The 21539-nt window shown below is 35.9% G+C and carries 15 protein-coding genes; 9 read left to right on the plus strand and 6 right to left on the minus strand.

Features of this window, described 5'->3' with window-relative positions:
• From JOD96_RS11820 to JOD96_RS11845, 6 genes are all read right to left on the minus strand, one after another.
• A complete protein-coding gene (locus JOD96_RS11820; protein ID WP_209564474.1) occupies positions 1-474 on the minus strand; it encodes a MarR family winged helix-turn-helix transcriptional regulator in 474 nt (157 codons plus the stop codon).
• On the minus strand, positions 471-962 hold the full coding sequence (locus tag JOD96_RS11825; RefSeq protein ID WP_209564475.1) for a GNAT family N-acetyltransferase: 492 nt from the start codon (positions 960-962) through the stop codon (positions 471-473). The genes JOD96_RS11820 and JOD96_RS11825 overlap by 4 nt, the downstream gene beginning before the upstream one ends.
• A gap of 155 nt (positions 963-1117) precedes the next feature.
• Positions 1118-2389, minus strand: a complete 1272-nt coding sequence (locus JOD96_RS11830) for a PQQ-dependent sugar dehydrogenase (protein WP_209564476.1) — start codon at positions 2387-2389, stop codon at positions 1118-1120.
• 150 nt (positions 2390-2539) lie between these two features.
• Positions 2540-3760, minus strand: a complete 1221-nt coding sequence (locus JOD96_RS11835; protein ID WP_209564477.1) for a DUF763 domain-containing protein — start codon at positions 3758-3760, stop codon at positions 2540-2542.
• 110 nt (positions 3761-3870) lie between these two features.
• Positions 3871-4335 carry a DinB family protein gene (locus JOD96_RS11840; RefSeq protein WP_209564478.1) on the minus strand — a complete coding sequence of 155 codons (465 nt, stop codon included), beginning with the start codon at positions 4333-4335 and terminating at the stop codon, positions 3871-3873.
• A 30-nt stretch (positions 4336-4365) separates the two neighbouring features.
• Positions 4366-5409 carry a lipid A-modifier LpxR family protein gene (locus JOD96_RS11845; protein WP_209564479.1) on the minus strand — a complete coding sequence of 348 codons (1044 nt, stop codon included), beginning with the start codon at positions 5407-5409 and terminating at the stop codon, positions 4366-4368.
• Between the two features lie 604 nt (positions 5410-6013).
• On the opposite strand from JOD96_RS11845, the gene JOD96_RS11850 reads away from it, so the two are divergent.
• The 9 genes from JOD96_RS11850 to JOD96_RS11890 all read left to right on the plus strand — a co-directional run bounded on the left by JOD96_RS11850 (position 6014) and on the right by JOD96_RS11890 (position 21525).
• Positions 6014-6958: an ROK family protein gene (locus JOD96_RS11850; RefSeq protein WP_209564480.1), complete on the plus strand. Its 945-nt coding sequence runs from the start codon at positions 6014-6016 to the stop codon at positions 6956-6958.
• Positions 6959-7130: 172 nt separating this feature from the next.
• Complete coding sequence (locus tag JOD96_RS11855) at positions 7131-8156, plus strand: LacI family DNA-binding transcriptional regulator (protein WP_209564481.1); 1026 nt, start codon at positions 7131-7133, stop codon at positions 8154-8156.
• A 489-nt stretch (positions 8157-8645) separates the two neighbouring features.
• Positions 8646-11753 carry a SusC/RagA family TonB-linked outer membrane protein gene (locus JOD96_RS11860; RefSeq protein WP_209564482.1) on the plus strand — a complete coding sequence of 1036 codons (3108 nt, stop codon included), beginning with the start codon at positions 8646-8648 and terminating at the stop codon, positions 11751-11753.
• Between the two features lie 11 nt (positions 11754-11764).
• The gene (locus JOD96_RS11865; RefSeq protein ID WP_209564483.1) at positions 11765-13402 is read left to right on the plus strand and encodes a RagB/SusD family nutrient uptake outer membrane protein; all 1638 of its coding nucleotides are present in this window, start codon (positions 11765-11767) and stop codon (positions 13400-13402) included.
• Between the two features lie 26 nt (positions 13403-13428).
• Positions 13429-14547 (plus strand): SusE domain-containing protein, encoded by a 1119-nt coding sequence (locus JOD96_RS11870; protein WP_209564484.1) that lies wholly within the window; start codon positions 13429-13431, stop codon positions 14545-14547.
• 63 nt (positions 14548-14610) lie between these two features.
• Positions 14611-15795, plus strand: coding sequence for a glycoside hydrolase family 76 protein (locus JOD96_RS11875; RefSeq protein WP_209564485.1), 1185 nt, complete (start codon positions 14611-14613; stop codon positions 15793-15795).
• A gap of 149 nt (positions 15796-15944) precedes the next feature.
• On the plus strand, positions 15945-17750 hold the full coding sequence (locus JOD96_RS11880) for a glycoside hydrolase family 2 protein (protein ID WP_209564486.1): 1806 nt from the start codon (positions 15945-15947) through the stop codon (positions 17748-17750).
• Between the two features lie 6 nt (positions 17751-17756).
• Complete coding sequence (locus JOD96_RS11885) at positions 17757-20057, plus strand: GH92 family glycosyl hydrolase (RefSeq protein ID WP_209564597.1); 2301 nt, start codon at positions 17757-17759, stop codon at positions 20055-20057.
• A 37-nt stretch (positions 20058-20094) separates the two neighbouring features.
• Positions 20095-21525 carry a glycoside hydrolase family 125 protein gene (locus tag JOD96_RS11890; RefSeq protein WP_209564487.1) on the plus strand — a complete coding sequence of 477 codons (1431 nt, stop codon included), beginning with the start codon at positions 20095-20097 and terminating at the stop codon, positions 21523-21525.
• The last annotated feature ends 14 nt before the right edge of the window (positions 21526-21539 follow it).

Genomic DNA, 21539 nt, shown 5'->3' on the forward strand with positions numbered 1-21539 from the left:
TTAGCTTTCCAGATTAGAAGCCCTCTGAAAAAATCCCTGTTTGGCTAGTTTTTGTTCTGCCTCTTCAATTGCCTTTAGAAGGTTGTTTTGGTTATTGGCAATTTCCTCCAGGGTATTTTTCATAATAGTCCAGACCGGCTGCATTTTTTCAACCAGTTCTTTTCCTTTTGCGGTAAGGACAATCAATCTTTTTCGTTCGTCTGATTTATCTTTTTTAGAACTGATGATTTTTAGCTTTTCAAGTTCTTTCAATAAGCTAATTGTCGAAGGGTGGGAGTAGCCAATCTCATTTGCAATTTCGACCACGCTCAGCTTTTCTTTTATATGCAAAGTATAAATTACCGGAAACCATTTAGGCTCAAAATCAATACCAAAAGATTTATAAACCAAAGCACCATCTTTACGCAATTGCTCACTTAATCGCTGTAATCTGGTTGAGAGGGCAAGAATACCTATTTCATCAATTATATTCATTTTGTATCGTTTAGTTTTAACTGGCAAAACACATTATCCGGTTTCATTACAGGGAAATCAGCTGGAAGTGTTTCCTTTGGGATTGTTATAAAATTATTTCTCTCATAAAACCGCAATGCAGCTTTCAGTATAGTAACCGTTCCTAAATATAAGTTTTTTAGGCCGTTTTCTTCACTATATTTTATTAATTGTTCTAATAATTGCTGGGCGATATTAAATTCTTTTCCTCTGAACTCTTTTCGCACAAACATTTTTCTAATCGCTCCGGCTTCCTTATTAAATTTTACCAAAGCAATAGTTCCTACTAACTGGCCCTCTATAAAAGCGCCCAGAAAGCAACCTCCCGATTCGAAATAAAAATTTTTAATGTTTAGTAAATCAGGCTGATCTTCTAAAGTAATCGGAACATTGAATTCTTTCTGCTGAATGTTTAAAATCAAATCAACGATTTGGTTTTCATATTCATTTTGGATAGGTTTTATTTCCATTTTTGTTGAAATTAAATATAAGTACAAAACTACGTAGTTGAATACATATATCCAAATAAAAAAACTGAAAAGTTGTAAATACAGACTTTTCAGTTGATTATAATGCATTATCAGAGACAAAAAATGTTGTTTTTATCTCTGATAATTAATCTCATTTATTTTGCAATTTTGTAAATTGTAGCATTTGCGCCATCTGTAACCGCATACAAAGCACCGTCTTTTCCTTCTAATATATCTCTAAAACGACTGTTGGCAGAAGTAAGTAATCTTTCTTCGGCAACTACAGTATTGTCTTTAAGTACAAGTCTTACAACATGCTGACCGCTCAATGCAGCAATAAATAAATTATTTTTCCATTCCGGAATCAGGCTGCCAGAATAAAAAGTAATTCCGCTTGGTGATATTACAGGATCCCAATAATAAACCGGTTGTTCCATTCCGCTTTTGGTTGTAATTCCCTCTCCAATTTTTGCACCGCTATATTCAATACCGTACGAAATGGTTGGCCATCCGTAATTTTTGCTTGCTGCAACTCTGTTAATTTCATCACCTCCACGCGGGCCATGTTCAGATTCCCAAAGTTCTCCCGTAACAGGGTGAATGGCAATACCCTGAGGATTTCTGTGGCCGTAAGAATAAATTTCAGGTAGTACTCCCGTTTGTCCGATAAAAGGATTTCCGGCAGCTGGTTCCCCACTTTTCGTGATACGTACAATTTTACCAAGAGCAGCATCTAGTTTTTGAGCCAAAGGTCTTGACCCTAATTCAGAACGTTCTCCGGTACTCACCAAAAGATTTCCTTGTGCATCCCAAATCAGACGTGAGCCATAGTGTTTGGTACTATTAAATTCCGGAATAGCTTTATAGATGGTAACAGCACCTTCAATTTTAGATTCATCTGCAGACAATTTTCCTTTTGCGACAGCTGTAGCAGTACCACCATCTCCTTGAAATGCATAACTCCAATAAATCATTCTGTTAGTTACAAATGCAGGATCAACGGCAACATCAAGCAAACCTCCCTGGTCAGCACTATTTACAGGTAAAATTCCTGTAATCGCAGGACCAACAGTTCCGGACTGAGTAACAATTCTCATTGTTCCCGCTTTTTGGGTTACTATAATTCTTCCGTCAGGTAAATTATCCATTCCCCACGGACTGCTTAATCCGGTAGCAAAAGCTTTAGTAGTATAAGCAGTTTCGGTTTTTATCCCGGCAATTCGGGTTTGCCCTTTAAATGCAGGAAGATAAGTTGTGTTTGCAGGTTTAGTTTCTACCGGAGGAAGTGTTCCTACAGGCACATCATCATCGTCATCATCACCATCATTATTGTTATCGTCATTATTACAGGATATCTGCGTAAGCGCAAGAAATAAAACAGAAAGAAAGACAAGAAAATTCTGTTTTTTTAGAAATGGGTTTTTCATAATGTAAATTTTTTAATGTTAAAATTAACTCAACATAAATATAACTATCTTTAAAATAATTTTACTGTTTGAGGATTTACATAATTCCCATGTTTTTGTATAAGTTTTTTTTTAAAATTTAAGTTGCTGTTATCTAGTTAATTATGACTATTAAAATAACTCAAGCTGATTATTTGGATTTATAAGTTTAGGTTTTGGAGGTTTAGCATCTCCAAAAATAGTTCTGCCGCCGTATTTGTATGATTCGTCCCTTTCTTTTTGAATCAGCGCATCAAAATTATTGTTTGGAGTAAAACCTTCTTCTGCATTTCTGGAAATTTCAGAGAGTTTTTTAATCGCTTCTATTTTATCATTATTGCCAATTTTAGCGCGATTGATTGCCTTTTGCAAAGTATTGATCGTTTCGTCATATATTTTGAGCGGAACAGGAAACGGATGTCCGTCTTTTCCTCCGTGTGCAAAAGAAAAACGCGCCGGATCTTCAAATCGGGTAGGAGTTCCGTAAATCACCTCACTTACCAAAGCCAATGACTGTAAAGCTCTTGGTCCCATACCTTTTAAAAGTAAAAGTTCTTCAAAATCTTCGGGTTTATTTTCGTGAGTTGCCCATAACATGGCTCCGAGACGTTTCATATTTACATCTTCCATTCTCACATCATGATGCGCAGGCATAGAAAGATATTGCATTTCTTTCATGATTTTGGCCGGAGATTCTTTTGATAATTCTAAAATCCCCGCTCTTGATTTTTCGGCAGTCTGAGCTGTAAGATTAAGAATAGAACCCTGGTTTTCTCCGTATATAAAAGTATGCGGCTCGTTAATAAAAGACTGAAGGTCTTTGGAATGCCAATGATACCTTCTGGCCGTTTTAGAGTCTGGATTCATGCCTTGCTGGATAACGGCCCATTGTCCCTTATTATCCACTATAAAATTATGCTGGTACAATTGAAAACCATCCTGTATGGCTGTATTATCGACTTTGGCTGTAAGCCTGCTGCAATTGGCAAGATCATTTCCGTCAAGGCCGGTTTTTTCGCCAACAAACAAAAGTTCCTGAGGCGTCTGCATAGAGTGTTTTCCTTTTCCGCCACAGATATAAATTCCGAGTTCTTTTGAGTGTGGATTTACCGATTTCTTCAAAGCGCCCAAAACAGAAGTTGTGATTCCCGACGAATGCCAGTCCATACCCATAACCGCACCAAAACTCTGAAACCAAAACGGATTACTGAGTTTGGAAATTACTTCTGACGTCGAAAATTCTAAAGCAATAGTTTCTACAATCGCAAATCCCAATTTTGACATACGATCGGCAAGCCATAAAGGAACATGGCCATAATGTAATGGAAGATCTGCAGTACCGGAACGTTTCATAGAAAGGATTTGGGTTTCTGCAAAATTACTAAAAAATAAGGCTGAGTGGTGTTAAAGTGCTTTTGTGGCTTTCTGTGATTTTAATAAAAAATCAAAGCTATTGTTAATGTTTATCGTATAATATCGGTATCTACGGGAGTGTAACCTAAATGTCTGCTGAGCGACAAAATTTGTCCTTTATGATGATACTCGTGTGTAATAACATGAGTAAATAGAGTCAAAGGCTCTGCACTTGTTTTTATACCATTTCTTTCAAATTCTATTTTGTTATCTGTTTTTCCGGTCAATTCAAAAAACTCATTCATAAACTGGTCTACAGCATCAAACAAATTTATTACATCTTCAATATTTTCATACGCTTCATATCGGCTGTAAACAGGATTTTTTTTCAGAGAAGTGTTTGCAATCCAGTACTCATAAATATTCGCGATATGCACCAACAAATTTCGGATACTTCCGCCTCTCCCAAAAGAAGAATTTTGATTTATGAAATCTTCGGGTCCAATTGTCCGGCAATATTCAAAAAAGATGTTTCTGGATTCCAGAACCAGCGTGTATTGTTTTTGTTGATACATAATAAAACCTTTAAAAAATAAACTGAATCGCTACTGATTCCATCTCGCAGGAGAATAACCCAAGGAAATCCCGCCCCAATAGTGGAAATTTTTACCGCCGCTATATTCCTGACTTCTTCCGTACATGGCGTATTTCACAAAAAAACGATCTTTGATTAATACATTTGCCCCGGCACTAATATCAAAAACCAAACGGTTGACATCGCTGTGCGGGATTTTATAAACACTGTGGTCACTAAATAGTAAACCTTCTAAAGTCGCATTATAAGCAACAACCCTTATTTCCGGAGTTACAAAAACATTCATTCTTATAGTGGGAGACGGCCCTTTTACTTTTTTGAGAAAAGTACCGGGAACCCCGGGAGAATAGTCCTGCATAATGCCCGAATTGAGATTTAAGATGTTTAGTTTTACCCCGCCTTTTATATTATTAGTATAGTTTCCTACTTCTGCACCTCCGCGCAGGCGCAATTGCAGCCAGTTGCATTTTTGTTCAGCATTCAGTCCTGCAAAAACAGGATATTCAATTCTGGCATTGTAGTTTAAAATAAAAGAACCATGATACCCAATTTGGTTGTCCCAGCCCATTGGCACATCGCGAGTAGATCCAAACCAATTGTGTTCATGTATGTAAGCCTGAGCGTTTCCCGGCAGTGAAGTACCAATGGCACCAATAACAAATTCGCTCTGTAATACAGCTCCATTGATAAGGTTATACGAAGTATTTCCAATATTAATAAACATCAGTGAGGCGTAAGGCCTGTCATCGATAACCGGTTCTGTTGCTGCTAAATTTTGAGGTGTATAAGCCAAACCACCAATTCCAAACCGCTGAATAGTTAGCGATTCCTCTGGTTTTTTATATTTAAAAAACGGAAGCCATTTTATCAACTCAGGAAATTGGGCTTCTATTTTTATACTTCCGGTATAATTTTCATCTTTATTACTAATAGCCAAAAAATCATTTTCGGTGGTAACAAGAACCTGAAAACCTTTTCCCTGCCCCTTTATCTCACAAAGACAAAACAGCATAAAGAGCAACAAAAAACTCCGAATTAAACTGAATTTACTCATTTGCCTGGTTTTTATAATTTAAAATTTTATACGATGATGTATTCCTTAACGAAAAAAAGATTCCAGATGCTTTATCAGATTAAAGTTAAGTAAAAATCTTATAAAAAAGTCACTTAAATTTCTTTTATGAAAATGAATAATTATAAAATAAAATCTCTCATTTCCGTCTGTTTTTCCTCTAGTGTAAGGCATAAATGCATGACAGCCGAAAATAAATTGCAAAATGCTTTGAATACTAAAACGTTTTAGTATATTTGTCAAAATGTTAAGTTAAACGACTTAATGAAAATTTAGTGCCTTTTAATTATCATTTGTATTGTTTTATAGTTAAAATATTATGATAATGGAATCCATTTTGAACAAAACAATTTCTAAGGTTTAAAAGAAGTAATCGTTTTATTCGTAGAAAACTTTAAAAATCGTTCAGTGTTTTTACAGAAGTGTTGAGAAATGTTTTGGCTATTGGTAAATAGTATTGCTTTTTGATAATAAAGTATCGAATGTTATAAATGTTTCTTTTTAGGTTTGAACCTTAGCTTTAAACCTGCAGAAATATTTAAAAGAGTAAATTATAAAATAAAAATAATAACTAAAAAATGAATAGATGTCAATAATAGTAGGTGTAGATATTGGTGGAAGTCATATTAGCAGTGCAGCAATAAATAGTGATAATTTTGCAATAATTGACGGGACTTATTTTTGTGGTCCTGTAAACAGTAAAGCTTCCAAAGAAGTTATCTTAAAAAAATGGGCAGAAATAATTAATCAGACGATTGATGTTGTTCAGAAAAATTCAGGAGTTGGTATTGAAGAAAATATCGGAATTGCTTTTTCTATGCCAGGCCCATTTCAGTATCAAACAGGAATTGCGATGTTTGAAGGAAATGACAAATACGAATCCTTATATAATGTTTCTGTTTCAGAAGAGCTTTTACAGTATTTAAACACCCAAAATGTAAGTTTCAGATTTCTCAATGATGCCAGTTGTTTTGGAGTTGGGGGAGTTTTAATGCAGGAGCAGGAACCAAATAATAAAAAAGTGATTGCCATTACATTGGGAACTGGTTTTGGGGCTGCATTTTTGGATAATAAATTGCCTGTAACACAAGGAGAGGATGTTCCTGAAAACGGTTGTTTGTGGGATAAAAAATTTCATGACGATATTGCAGATAATTGCTTTTCGACCCGATGGTTTTTAGGTCAATATGAAAAAAGTACAGGAGAGAAACTTACAGACGGAGTTAAGGAAATCGCCAGTCTTGAGAATTCTGCGGCAGCAAAAATTTTCAAAGATTTTGCTTCTAATTTGGCAGACTTTTTAGCACCCTATATTATTGATTTTAATGCAGGATTGTTGATTATAGGAGGAAATATTGCAAAATCACAACATTTGTTTTTGACCGATCTTGAAGAAAATCTTAGAAATAAAAATATCAAAATAAGTGTAAGTATTATTGATAATACTGAAGAAACCAGCATTTTAGGATCCAGCTACCTTTTTAATGAATCATTTTGGGAAAAGATCAAAGAAGAGCTTCCGTATTTTTAATGGATTATTAAACGTCGGATAACAAGCAATTTAGTATTTTGTAACAAGCTTTTCTTTAAGATTACTTTGTAAACGTTTAAAATACACTAATTTAAGTTCCTCATCTGGAAACAATAAAACTTTACTATATTTGAAAAAAAATTGTGGGTTTTAAAGTATAATAATTTCTCAAATGAAGAAAAAACCTGTTTCTATTAGGAATATTGCAGACGAATTAAAAATATCTGTTACTACAGTATCATTTGTTTTAAATGGCAAAGCAAAAGAAAAACATATTTCTAAAGAGCTTACAAAGAAGGTTTTAGATTATGCAAAATTAATAAACTACAGACCCAACCAAATTGCACAAAGCCTTAGAACGGGAAAATCAAAAATTCTTGTTTTTATGGTGGAGGATATTTCAAATAACTTCTTTTCTAAACTGGCACGTATTTTTGAAGATATCGCTTATGAAAAAGGGTATAAAGTTATTTTCTGCAGTAATGAAAATGACGATGAAAAATCAAACGAATTAATCAATTTGTTTAAGTACCGTCAGGTAGATGGTTTTATAATCGTGCCGTCGCCGGGTATAAAGGATACCATAGAAAGTTTGGTTCAGGACCATATTCCTGTTGTACTTTTAGACAGGTTTTTTGAAGAGCTGGATTGCAATAGTGTCGTTATCGACAATGTTCAGGCTTCTTTTGATGCCACAAAACATTTGGTCAATAATAAATTTACCAATATTGGCTTTATCACTACTGCCTCAGATCAGAGTCAGATGAAGGGCAGGCTTTCCGGATATGAAAAAGCTGTTTTGGAAATGGGCTTAAAACCGAATACCTTACAGATTCCATTTAATGAAATTATCAAAGGAAAAGGGAAGGACTATATTTATAATTTCCTGGAACAGAATAAAGATTTAGACGCTGTGTTTTTTTCCACCAACTATCTTGCACAAAGTGGTTTGGAAGTTTTTAAGGAACACAATCCAAAATTAGTAAAAGAACTCGGGATAATTGCGTTTGATGATAATGATATGTTCAAAATATACGACCCTTCTATTACCTCTGTTTCGCAGCCATTGGAAGAAATAAGTGCAAAATTGATGGATTTGATGCTGCCTCTTCTAAAAAAGAAAGATGGGCACGAAATTAACCATAAAATTATGTTAAAAACAGAACTGATAATACGCGAATCTTCCTTGCCGAAATAAAGGAAATTTGGGCTTTAAAATATACGATTAAAATTCGTTTTAATTTCTTAATAATCTGAGTACCGATACTTTAATCGATTCTCAGATTTTTTTTTGTCATTTTACTTTAATCTTCCTACAACCTGACTCCCAAAGTTGCATTTAACTTTTTATTTCGTTAATTCTTTTAACAGTATATACAACGTTTTCGTTTTATTTCGTTGCATTATATTTAAAATATTAGGATAAATAAATGCATAATTTACAAAATTAACATTAAAATTATATTTAGTAAAAAAAATTTTTTTTTACTAAAACGTTTTAGTATGTTTGCTTAAGAATTAATTCATTGATTGGTTTCTATGATGATTTAAGGTAATACAGGACTTTAAATTTTGCATAAAAACTAACTTCTTAAATCCAAATTCAATTGCTGTTTTGTGAGCTTAAAAAACATGTCTTTGAAGTTTTCAATGTTAATTCAATAAGTAACTAACCAAAAAAAATTTTATGAAACAATCAAATTGCAGAAGGAAAAGAATACTTCTTATGCGCTTCTTCCTTACAGGTATTCTCTTTTTGGGCGGATGTATTTATGCTGATGCCCAAAGTCAAAAAGTTCAGGTCACGGGAGTTATTACTTCAGCTTCAGACAATTTATCGCTGCCAGGCGTATCTGTGATTGATGTAAGCGAACCAAAAAATGGGGTAAATGCAGATTTTGACGGCCGCTATACGATAAACCTAAAGAATGGCAATGCCACTTTGAGATTTACCATGATCGGTTATAAGCCAGTAGAAGTAAAAGTTAATAACAGAAGTACCATTAATATATCTATGGACCTGGATGTTTCCAGCTTAGATGAAGTTGTGGTAATTGGTTATGGAACGCAAAAGAAAAGAAAGGTGGTTGGAGCTGTAGATCAGGTTAATAATGAGGCTTTTAAAGGAAGACCAAATGTTAATACAACACTTGCCTTACAAGGAAAAGCACCCAGTTTAATCATTCAGCAGACAAACTCTGAGCCGGGAGCGGGTATCAACCTTAATATTCGTGGTGTCAGTACTTTAGGAAATAATAGTCCGTTGATTGTTATAGACGGTATTGTAGGAGGTGATATTAATGCACTAAATCCTGCTGATATTGAGAGTGTATCTGTTTTAAAAGATGCGGGTAGTTCTGCCATTTACGGATCCAGAGCAAGTAATGGAGTTGTTCTTATTACTACAAAAAAAGGAAGTAAAGGTAAACCAATGTCTGTTCAGTACAGCAGCCTTACGGGATTCAATACGCCAAAATATTTTACCCAGCCTGTACATGGGTATGAAAATGCAATGTTGAGAAATGAGGCTGCATTTAATTCCGGTCAGACAACTGCCGTTTTTACAGCTGCACAAATTGCAGATTTAAAAGCAAAAGGTGATACAGAATGGTTTGCAAAAGAAATTGTAAAACCTGCGGCTCAGTTAAATCAAAACCTTTCGATTTCAGGGGGTAATGAAAATTCAACTTACTTAGTTTCCTTAGGCTATTTAAATCAGGGAAGTACATTTGTCGGACCTACGAAAGGTATGGAACGTTACAACTTTAGAATGAACCTTACTAATGAGTATGGCAAATTTAAACTGACGACTACATTAGCCTATTCAAAACAAATAATCAATGACCACTCATCAAACACCAGTACTTTAATGGTGGATGCTTTCAGGGTTCCACTATATTATACACAAAAAGATAAAGAGGGTAACTACCTGACAAATGATGTATTGCAGCAATTTAACTCATTAGGGATTTTAGAGCAGGGTGGTTTTAGAAAATATGATAATGATGATATTTTTGGAGCTTTAAATGCAGAATTTAAACTGACAAATGCATTAAAAATAAAAGGAGTTTTTGGAGGACGTTTATGGAACGGAAGCATGTTCGGCAGAGTTAAGGAAGTTCGTTTCTCACCACAAGGAGTTTATGGTGCTGAACGCAATACCAGAGACGAAACCAACAAAAGCCTGGACCTGAACACACAATTTATGGTAGAATACAATAAGATATTTGGAGATCATAATGTTGGTGCGTTAATTGGTGTTTCTAACGAAAGTCATTCTGAAAGACGTGTAGCTTTATATAAAAAGCTTACAGATCCTGATTTAGGTACACCGGGTACTGACACAGTTATTGAGCCTGGGTCTTATAACTCTAACGGAACTGATCCTGACAAGAATCCAGCTTCTCCGACCAGTAGCCTTAATTCTCTATTCGGGCGTGCGTCGTATGATTATAAAGAAAAATATTTTGCTGAATTCAGTTTCAGATATGATGGTTCATCAAAATTCAGAGATGAAATTCGTTGGGGATTCTTCCCGTCTGCAACTGTAGGGTATGCTTTGACAAAAGAAGCTTTTATGGAAAGCTATAGTAATAATGTGGGTAATATTAAACTAAGATCTTCTTACGGACTTGTAGGGAATCAAAATGTTAGGAATTACCAATACCAAACAACGTATACTGTTAATCCTAATGTTTACGGATTTGGAAATGAGGCGGCTAGTGGTACTTTTTTTAAATTTTCTAACGCTGATCTTCAATGGGAAAAAGCAGCAACTTTTAATGCAGGGGTTGATGCAGATTTCTTTAAAGGTGCTTTATCAGTATCATTTGATTTCTTTGATAAAGTGACATCAGACATCCTTGTTCCGCCACAAGTACCGGGAGTTTTTGGTACAGAACTTCCCGATTTTAATTCTGCAAAAGTAGGAAACAGAGGATGGGAAGTTAGCGCAACTTACAGACATAAAGGAAAAGCTGTAAACCAAAGTTTAACGCTAAATATTGGGGATTCTAAAAACAAGGTACTTGACTATAATAACGGACAGGAAAAATTAACAGGTGTCGAAGAGCTTCAGGTTATTCTTCGTGAAGGACTTCCTTTTAACTCGTATGTTGGTTTAAGAAGAGATGGTATTTTCCAGAATATAGAAGAAATTCAGGGAGCAGCTGTTCCTGCAGGAATTACAGTAGTGCCGGGAGACAACCGTTATGTAGATGCAAATAAAGATGGAAAAATTGACGATAAGGATAAATTTATTTTTGGTAACCCTTTTCCACGATATACTTTCGGTGTAACATATAATATTGATTATAAGAATTTTGACTTAAGCTTGTTTATACAAGGAGTTGGAAAAAGAACAATGATGATCAGGGGAGAGCTTGTAGAGCCGTTTCACTACAACTATGGTATGACAATGTATACACATCAGTTAGATTACTGGTCTCCACAAAATCCGGATGCAAGATATCCAAGACTGGCAAACAATGGTACACAATCAAATACAAACAACTTTAGAAATGGTTCTGATATGTATTTGTATGATGGTGCATACGCAAGACTTAAAAATGTACAATTAGGATATTCATTATCAAATGATGTTGCTGAAAGTTTAGGTATGAGCAGATTCCGTGTATATGTTTCAGGACAAAATCTATTGACATTATCTAAAGTTAAATTTGTTGATCCGGAGCTCTCTGAGTTCAACAACAGTATGTCAAATTCAGGAGCAAACAGTGGAAGAGCTTTTCCAACGCAGGTGTATTACGGGATGGGTATTGATATCAGCTTTTAAAAAAAATCAAAATGAAAAATATATTTAAATACATAAATTTAGTGCCACTGGTATTTTTACTATTGGCAAGCTGTGAAGATTTGGATCAGGCGCCAGAAGACCGATTTACAGATTCTAATTACTGGACAAGTGTAGATAAAGCACAATTGATGCTCAACACAGCTTATTCGCAAATGCAAAGCAGTCAATATTTCTTTTATAATGAAGGACTTTCTGACAATGCTTATAACGGAAGAGGTGATAATGCAGGAGCAGCCTCTATCGGCGCCGGACTTTATGATCCTTCTTTAGGAAGATTAAAAAGTGAATGGAACGAAAGATATGGTGGTATTAAATCCTGTAATGTATTATTAGAAAACATTGACAAAGTGCCTAATGCAGATCCTGCCGTCATTGCAAGAATGAAAGCAGAAGCGCGTTTTCTAAGAGCATTTCAGCATTTTCAGTTAACAACCTGGTTTGGAGCTATTCCTCTTTTAGAGAAAGATCCTTCTTTGACAGAAGCAACTACAATGGAGAGAACCTCACACGCAGAAGTTATTCAGTTTATACTAAATGAACTGGATGCTATAGCTCCACAATTGCCAAAAAACACGCAGCTTAAAGATAAAGAAAAAGGTAAAATCACAATGGGAGCTGCTATGGCCTTAAAAGCAAGAGTTCTTTTATATGAAAGCAGATGGGCAGAAGTTATAGAAGTGACAGAAAAGTTTATGGCTATGACCTATGGGCAATATAGTTTGTTCCCATCTTATGAAGGTCTTTTTCAACAGGCAAACGAATTCAGCAGCGAAGATATCTTGAGTATACAATATGTGCCTATACAGAGAAGATGGGGTGAATTTATAGATATGGCGCCAATCTCTGCCGGCGCAAGACTAAATGCACTTGCTCCAACACAGGAATTAGTTGACAGTTATTTAATGCTTAACGGAAAAAAAATAAACGAAGCAGGATCAAATTACAACGAAAACGATCCTTATGTAAACAGAGACCCAAGACTTACCTACACTGTTGTTTATGATGGTTACAACTGGAAAGAAGCTAATGGTACCTCACAGACTATTTACATAAAACCGGGTTCTTATCCCGATAATGATCCAAATAAAGCAGGGCCTGATGAATTTGTTCAGGGGTCTTCTTCTACACCAACGGGATATTTTACACGTAAATATTACGATGTACAGCACGAAGCTGATTTAAATTCAGGACTAAATTTGATGTTGTTCAGATACGCAGATATATTACTTATGTATGCAGAAGCTAAAAATGAGCTTAGTCAAATGAACAGTACAGTGTGGGATCAGACTATAAGATTAATAAGATCTCGTGCAGGTTTTACAGATGCAGCGGCTTTATCTTATAACAGCGCCTTAGGACAGCCGGGAATAAAAGAAGTTATCAGAAATGAGCGTCGTGTAGAATTTGCTATGGAAGGTTTAAGAATCTTTGATATTAGAAGATGGAAAATTGCTGAAGACGTTTTAAACGGATATGCACACGGAGCCAAATTTGGTATCTCATCTATAGACAATGGTTACTTAAGAGTAAATCTTAGAACTTTTGACCCTGAAAAGCATTATTTATGGCCAATACCAAGAGATGAGCGTTTGATTAACACAAACTTATCTCAAAATCCTAACTGGTAAAACTAACTAACCTAATAAATAAAAACATGAAAAATATATATTCAAAATTAGTATTAATACTATGCGCAGTATTTCTTGTAAGCTGTGATAATGACGAAATGAGTCATACCAATGTAAGTGCAGTAAATGCTCTTTATTCTCCTGCCAATAATAAGTTTTTTGATCTTAACGCACAGAGTTCTGCCGTTTTTGAATGGGAAGCAGCTAAAGCAGAAGACAACGGAGTAGTACTTTATGACGTTGTGTTTGATAAAGAAAACGGAGATTTCTCTAAGCCGGTGTATGTAATGCCTTCTGATGGTGCCGGATTTCAAAAAACGTTAACACTTCCTTTTTCAGAGCTGAACAAAATTGCAACATTAGCTGGCATACCAGCTGAAACTGTTGGAAAATTAAAATGGACTGTTCATTCATCTAAAGGTATTAACGTTCAAAAATCAGCAGTTTCTAATACTATCGAAATTTTAACAGCAAGTGGTTTCCCAACTCCGGACCAATTGTTTATTACAGGAACAGGTTCAGAAAAAGGAACAACTGTTGCAGATGCTCAGGCTTTCAAAAAAATCGGTACAACAAAATTTGAAATTTACACTAAGTTGAGTGCAGGTACGTACAAATTCATTACAACAAAAAATGGTACTCCTGAAGTTTTTTATATTAATGGCGGTAAATTAAAACAAGATGGTGAAACAACTTACACAGGAGATGCTAAAGTATACAGAATTGTAATTGACTTTAGTGCCGGATCAACAACCATGACAGAAATTACAAAAGTTGAGTTTTGGTATCCTGTATATCAACAATTTCCTTTTGAATACACATACACAGGCGGAGGTATCTGGAAAGCAACTAATAAGCCTATTTCATTTCAGGGCTCTTGGGTTGATGAGCGTTATAAATTTAGATTTACGGTGGTGAACGGTACAACTACATCTTTTGAGTGGTTTGGAAGTGTTAACAAAGATAATGGCAGCAGACCAACTGATGCTACTCCAGCATCATTTTGGTATATGGTTCCTGCAGACGGCAGTGATTGGGATTACACTTTCAAGTTTAAATCTGAAATTGACGGCAAAAATGTAAATTCTGAAATCAACTTTAGTGCAGCTGCAACAGCATACACACACAGTTTTACAATCCTATAAATAACCCATGACGTCTCTCGAAGATGTTTTTTGAGAGACGTCATTATTAAAATGAAATATATTATGAAAAAATTATTTTCAACACGTTATACAATCATGTTACTTTCTGTAATAGGATTAGGGTTATTGACGGTTTCATGTGATGATGATCCGATTCCGTTGCGTGATCCAAATGCTGAGGCTGGTCCTGAATTAAAATATACATGGGCACAAACGGCAGACTCTCTACAGCTTTCAACTTATAATAATTATTTAGGTTCAAACGGTACATTTGTACAGAACAATGCCGGAAACGGTACATTTAACTACTGGCCAAATGCACATGTTCTTGACGTTTTGGTAGATGGTTATTTAAGGACCGGAGATGATAATTACAAAACCAAAATGAAAGCATTGTTACAGGGAATCAAAGTTAAAAACGGAAATACCTACAATAACGTTTTTAATGATGATATGCTTTGGTTAGCCAATTCATCCCTTCGTGCTTACAGTGCCACAAACGATCAGGAATACAAAGATGTTGCTGACTATTTATGGGAACGAATCAAACTGAGCTGGAGTGATAATGTTTTTGGAGGTGGAATTACCTGGAAACAGGATACACCAAAACAAAAAAATGCAGTATCAAACGCGCCTGCTGCCATTCTTGCCCTAAGACTTTATGAAATTGATAATGATCCGGACGATTTGGTTTGGGCTAAGAAAATTTATGCATGGCAAAAAGCAAATCTTGTAGACCCTGTTTCGGGAGCAGTTTGGGATAATATTTCAGAAGTAAACGGGACAGTGGTTACCAACAAAGACTGGGTTTTTACTTATAATATGGGAACCTGGATTGGTGCCGGTTTAAGATTATACAAAGCGACCAATGAGCAAGGTTATCTTGATGATGCAGTAAAATCAGGAAGAACAGTTCTAACAAGTCCAAAATTAGTTTCTGAAGGTCTTCTTAGAGATGAAGGACAAGGCGACGGAGGATTGTTTAAAGGTATTCTGGTACGTTATTTTACAGAACTAGCCCAACATCCAACAATCAATGCCACAGATAAAGAGAAGTTTACAGATTTTCTGGAATTTAATGCACAGTCATTCTACAGAAAAGGAATATTGAGACCAACAATGCTTTCAGGAAATAACTGGAAAGTTGCTCCTGCAGCTGGTGCAAGTGTAGATCTTACTACGCAATTGAGCGGAGTTATGTTAATAGAAGCAGCTGCAAAGCTGGATAAAGACGGATTTTTTGATTAATTAATAAGTAGTTTGTTTAGTAATTTTTGTAATGCCTGGAGGAGAATAAAATCCTTCAGGTATTATACTATTTATTTGATACTATTTAGCATAGGAATAAATTACGAAGCCATGCAAAAGAACAATTCCGGAATTTCAAAAACATTAAAATGAAGAATAAAATCACAATACTTTTTCTTTTTGCATGCCTCACATCCATTGCCCAGTGGAAGCCTCAGGGAGATAAAATAAAAACAAAATGGGCTGAACAGGTTGATCCCAGTCATGTACTGCCCGAATATCCACGGCCTATCATGGAAAGGGAGCAATGGAAAAATCTAAATGGTTTATGGAACTACGCCATACAACCCGCAGGCCAAACAGCGCCAAAAGGCTATGACGGAAAAATACTCGTTCCTTTTGCTGTTGAATCAAGTCTTTCGGGAGTAATGAAAAAAGTAGGATCAGAAAACGAACTGTGGTACGAAACTAATTTTACAATTGACAGTAACTGGAAAAACAAAGATGTTTTATTGCATTTTGGTGCCGTAGACTGGAAAACTGAAGTTTGGATCAATAATATAAAAATTGGAACACATACCGGCGGATACGCACCTTTTAGCTTTAATATAACACCTTTCTTAAACGGTAAATCCCAAAAACTGGTTGTAAAAGTTTGGGACCCGACAAATGACGGAACGCAGCCAAGAGGAAAACAGGTAAAAAATCCCGAAAGCATCTGGTATACACCAGTATCGGGAATCTGGCAGACAGTATGGCTGGAACCGGTAAGCAAAAAACATATTGTTAATCTGAGAACAACACCGGATATTGATCGCAATGCAATTAATATTGCTGCAGAAGTAGAAGGAAGCCTTCCGGGAGATATTGTTGAGGTCACGGTATTTGACAACAAAAAAGCAATTGCAACAGAAAAAGCAGTAGCAGGCCAGCCACTGGATATCATACTTAGCAGTCCAAAATTATGGTCGCCGGATTCTCCTTTTTTATATGATATAAAAGTAAAGCTTATTAGTGGAGGCAAAATAACAGACGAAGTAAAAAGTTACTTCGCCATGCGAAAAATATCTTCAAAAAGAGATAACGACGGTATAGTGAGAATTCAGCTGAATAATAAAGATTGTTTTCAGTTCGGACCACTTGACCAGGGATGGTGGCCAGACGGATTATATACCGCACCAACAGACGAAGCTTTGCAATATGATCTTGTAAAAACAAAAGAATTAGGTTTTAACATGATCAGGAAACACGTAAAAGTAGAACCGGCCAGATGGTATACACATTGCGATAAAATGGGAATTCTGGTTTGGCAGGATATGCCAAACGGAGACGACGGACCAATTTGGCAAATGCACAAATACTTTGAAGGAACAGAATTAAAAAGAACCGCACAATCTGAAGAAACGTACAAAAAAGAATGGAGAGAAATCATGGATTATTTGTACTCCTATCCAAGTATTGTAGTCTGGGTTCCGTTTAATGAAGCCTGGGGACAATTTAAAACAGTTGAAATCACCGAATGGACAAAAAATCACGATCCAAGCCGATTGGTTAATTCATCAAGCGGAGGGAATCATTTCCAAACGGGAGATATGCTAGACATCCACCATTATCCTGAACCTAACATGAAATTGTATGATGCGCGAAGAATTACCGTTTTGGGAGAATATGGCGGAATTGGTATGCCAGTAACCGGACATTTATGGCAGACAGATAAAAACTGGGGATACACACAATTCAAGAATAATGACGAAACAACTGCAAAATATATTGAATATGCAGAACAGTTAAAAAAACTCTCCAAAACAGGTTTCTCTGCAGCAGTATATACCCAGACTACAGATGTCGAAGGAGAAGTAAATGGTTTTATGACTTACGACCGTAAAGTAGATAAAATGAATTTTTCTGAAGTCAGTAAAGCAAATAAAGAAGTAATTAACGCTATTAATAATTAGGTTTTGATAAAAACAAAAAACAATATTATTTTTTGGTTATTGGCATTTTTTGCTTCTGCTGCTGTCAATTCGCAAAACACACAAGTAATAACCCCTCAGGAACCTGTTGACTGGGTAAATCCTCTGGTGGGAACAGATTCTGATTATGGAATCTCAAACGGAAATACATATCCGGCTATAGCAATGCCATGGGGAATGAATTTCTGGACTCCACAAACAGCCGGTATGGGTGATGGCTGGGTGTACACCTATAAATCAACCAGGATTAAAGGCTTCAAACAAACGCACCAGCCATCTCCGTGGATGAATGATTACGGACAATTTTCAATCATGCCCGTGACCGGTGCGCTAAAGTTTAAGGAAGAAGAAAGACAAAGCTGGTTTTCTCACAAGGCAGAAAAGGTGACACCTTATTACTACAGCGTTTATTTGGCTGACTATGATGTTACAACCGAAATTACGCCAACAGAAAGAGCAGCCAGATTTAGATTTACTTTTCCTGAAACAGAGAATGCCTACATAGTTGTCGATGCTTTTGATAAAGGATCTTATGTAAAAATAATTCCGTCAGAAAGGAAAATTATCGGTTATACCACCAAAAACAGCGGTGGAGTTCCTCAAAATTTCAAAAACTATTTTGTAATTGTTTTTGATAAAGATTTTCAGGTACATGCTACTTTCAATGGTGATATTTTAGGAAATGCCCTGGAAATGCAGGCAGATCATGCAGGCGCAGTCATCGGTTTTAAAACAAAAACAGGAGAAAAAGTCAACGCACAGGTTGCTTCGTCTTTTATAAGCTATGAACAAGCAGAAAGAAATCTGAAAGAAATTGGAAATGACAATTTTGATGAGCTTAAAGAAAAAGGAAGAGAAATCTGGAACAAAGAACTTAGTAAAATAAAAGTAGAAGGCGGAACTCCCGATCAAATGGGAACATTTTATTCCTGTTTGTACCGATCACTTCTTTTTCCGAGAAAGTTTTATGAATTCGATAAAAATAAAAAGCCAGTTCATTACAGTCCGTATAACGGAAAAGTACTAAAAGGGTATATGTTTGTTGACACAGGTTTCTGGGATACTTTTAGAGCCTTATATCCTTTTCTCAATTTAATGTACCCGGAATTAAACACCCAGATGCAGGAAGGACTTTCGAACGCATATAACGAAAGCGGATGGCTGCCGGAATGGTCAAGCCCCGGATTACGTGATATTATGGTTGGAAATAATTCGGCCTCAATAGTTTCTGAAGCATATTTAAAAAGCGGAAAAGTAAAAGAATACGACATCGAAAATTTATACAAAGCCGTAATTCATGGTGCAAATAATGCCGGACCACTCAAAGCTGTGGGCCGTGCAGGAGTTGATTCTTATAATACGCTCGGGTATGTTCCTCACGATGTAATAAACGAAAGTGCTGCCCGAACACTGGAATACGCATATGATGATTTTGCCATCTATCAATTAGCAAAAGCCTTGAATAAGCCACAATCTGAAATTGATTTATATAAAAAGAGAAGTTTGAACTACAAAAACCTTTTTGACCCCAAATATAATTTAATGCACCCTAAGAATGTGGACGGAAAATTTATGGAACCTTTTGATCCTTTTCAATGGTTTAACGGATTTACCGAAGGAAACAGCTGGCATTATTCGTGGTCAGTATTTCACGACGTTCAAGGCCTAATTGATTTAATGGGAGGAAACAAAACCTTTGTTTCGCAATTAGACAAAGTCTTTTCATCACCTCCAATTTTTGCTACCTCCAATTTTACTGGTGGGGTCATACACGAAATGAGAGAAATGCAAATTGCCAATATGGGACAATATGCACACGGAAACCAGCCAATTCAGCACATGATTTATCTTTACAATTATGCAGGAGAACCCTGGAAAGCACAATATTGGGTACGCGAAACTATGAACAGAATGTATCACGCAACCCCCGACGGCTATTGTGGCGATGAAGATAACGGACAGACATCGGCCTGGTACGTTTTTTCTTCCTTAGGTTTTTACCCGGTTACACCAGCCTCAGATCAATATGTTATCGGAGCGCCATTGTTTAAGAAAGCAACCATTCAGCTAGAAAATGGAAAAACGATAGAAATCAAAGCCGACGAAAACAGCGATCAGAACAGGTACATCAAAGAATTAAAATTTAATGGAGAAAACCATACCAAAAACTGGATCAGCCACTCTGAATTAATGAACGGCGCAACACTGGAATTTGATATGTCATCATCACCCAATCTCAAAAGAGGTATTCATAAAGAAGATGTACCATACTCATTAACAAACGAATAAAAAAAAAGGTTTACCTTACTTATAAAAATATACAATAATGGAAAGAAGAAAATTTATACAGAATACAGCTTTATTTGGCACATTAGCGCTGATCAATCCGATGGATATAATAGCCGGAACTAAGATGGTAAAAGATTTTCCAATCGTAAGAGTACCAAAAGACAAAAGGAATTTTGAAAGCGAATTTATAGAAAAAACAATCGCAGAATTTCAAAAGAACGTAAAAGACAAAGAACTCGGATGGTTATTCAACAACTGTTTTCCAAATACACTGGACACAACAGTAACCTATTCTCAAAAAAATGGCAGACCGGATACTTACGTAATCACCGGAGATATCGATGCCATGTGGCTTCGTGATAGTTCTGCACAGGTTTGGCCGTATATGGCTTTTGCCGGTAAAGATTTAAAACTAAAAAACCTGATTGCGGGAGTCATCAACAGGCAGACAGAATATATCCTCAAAGATCCATATGCAAATGCTTTCTATAATGATCCCAACAAAAAAGGAGAATGGACAACCGATCATACCGATATGAAACCCGGAGTTCATGAAAGAAAATACGAAATAGACTCCCTTTGTTACCCAATAAGATTAGCCTATAATTACTGGAAAAACACCAAAGACGTTTCCCCATTTGATGAAAATTGGGTAAAAGCAATCCAAACAACACTTCAGGTATTTAAAGATCAACAGCAAAAAAATGGCAAAAACCCATATACATTTCAGAGAACAACGCAATTTGCGACAGATACAAGACCTCTAAAAGGTTACGGATATCCGGTTAAACCAGTTGGTTTAGTATGCTCAGCATTTAGACCAAGTGACGATGCAACCGTTTTTTCTTTTTTAATACCATCAAACTTCTTTATTGTTTCCAGTATGAAACAGGCTGCAGAAATGCTGGAAACTATTAAAAAAGATACCGCTACAGCCAAAGAGTTAAGAGCATTGGCAGCCGAAGTAGAGCAGGCAATTAAAGATTACGGGATAGTAAATCATCCTAAATACGGAAATATTTATGCCTTTGAAGTAGATGGTTTTGGAGGCCACTTAATGATGGATGATTCTAATGTGCCAAGTTTATTAAGCCTTCCTTATTTAGATGCCATTGATATAAATGACCCGACATATCAAAACACCAGAAAATTTGTATTGTCAGAAGATAATCCATTTTTCTTTAAAGGAAAAGTAGCAGAAGGAATCGGAGGCCCGCACGTTGGCATGGACATGATTTGGCCAATGTCTTTGGTTATGAGAGCCTATACAACATCAGATCCAAATGAAATAAAAAATTGTATCAAAATGCTAAAAGCATCACACGGCGATACAGGATTTATGCACGAATCATTTCACAAAGACGACGCTAAAAATTTCACCAGATCATGGTTTGCATGGACCAATACATTGTTTGGAGAATTATTGTGGGATACCTACCAGAAGAATCCAAAATTGCTGGAACTATAACTGTTTAACGAATT

The organism is Flavobacterium sp. 1355 (genome assembly GCF_017833415.1).
Lineage (GTDB): Bacteria > Bacteroidota > Bacteroidia > Flavobacteriales > Flavobacteriaceae > Flavobacterium.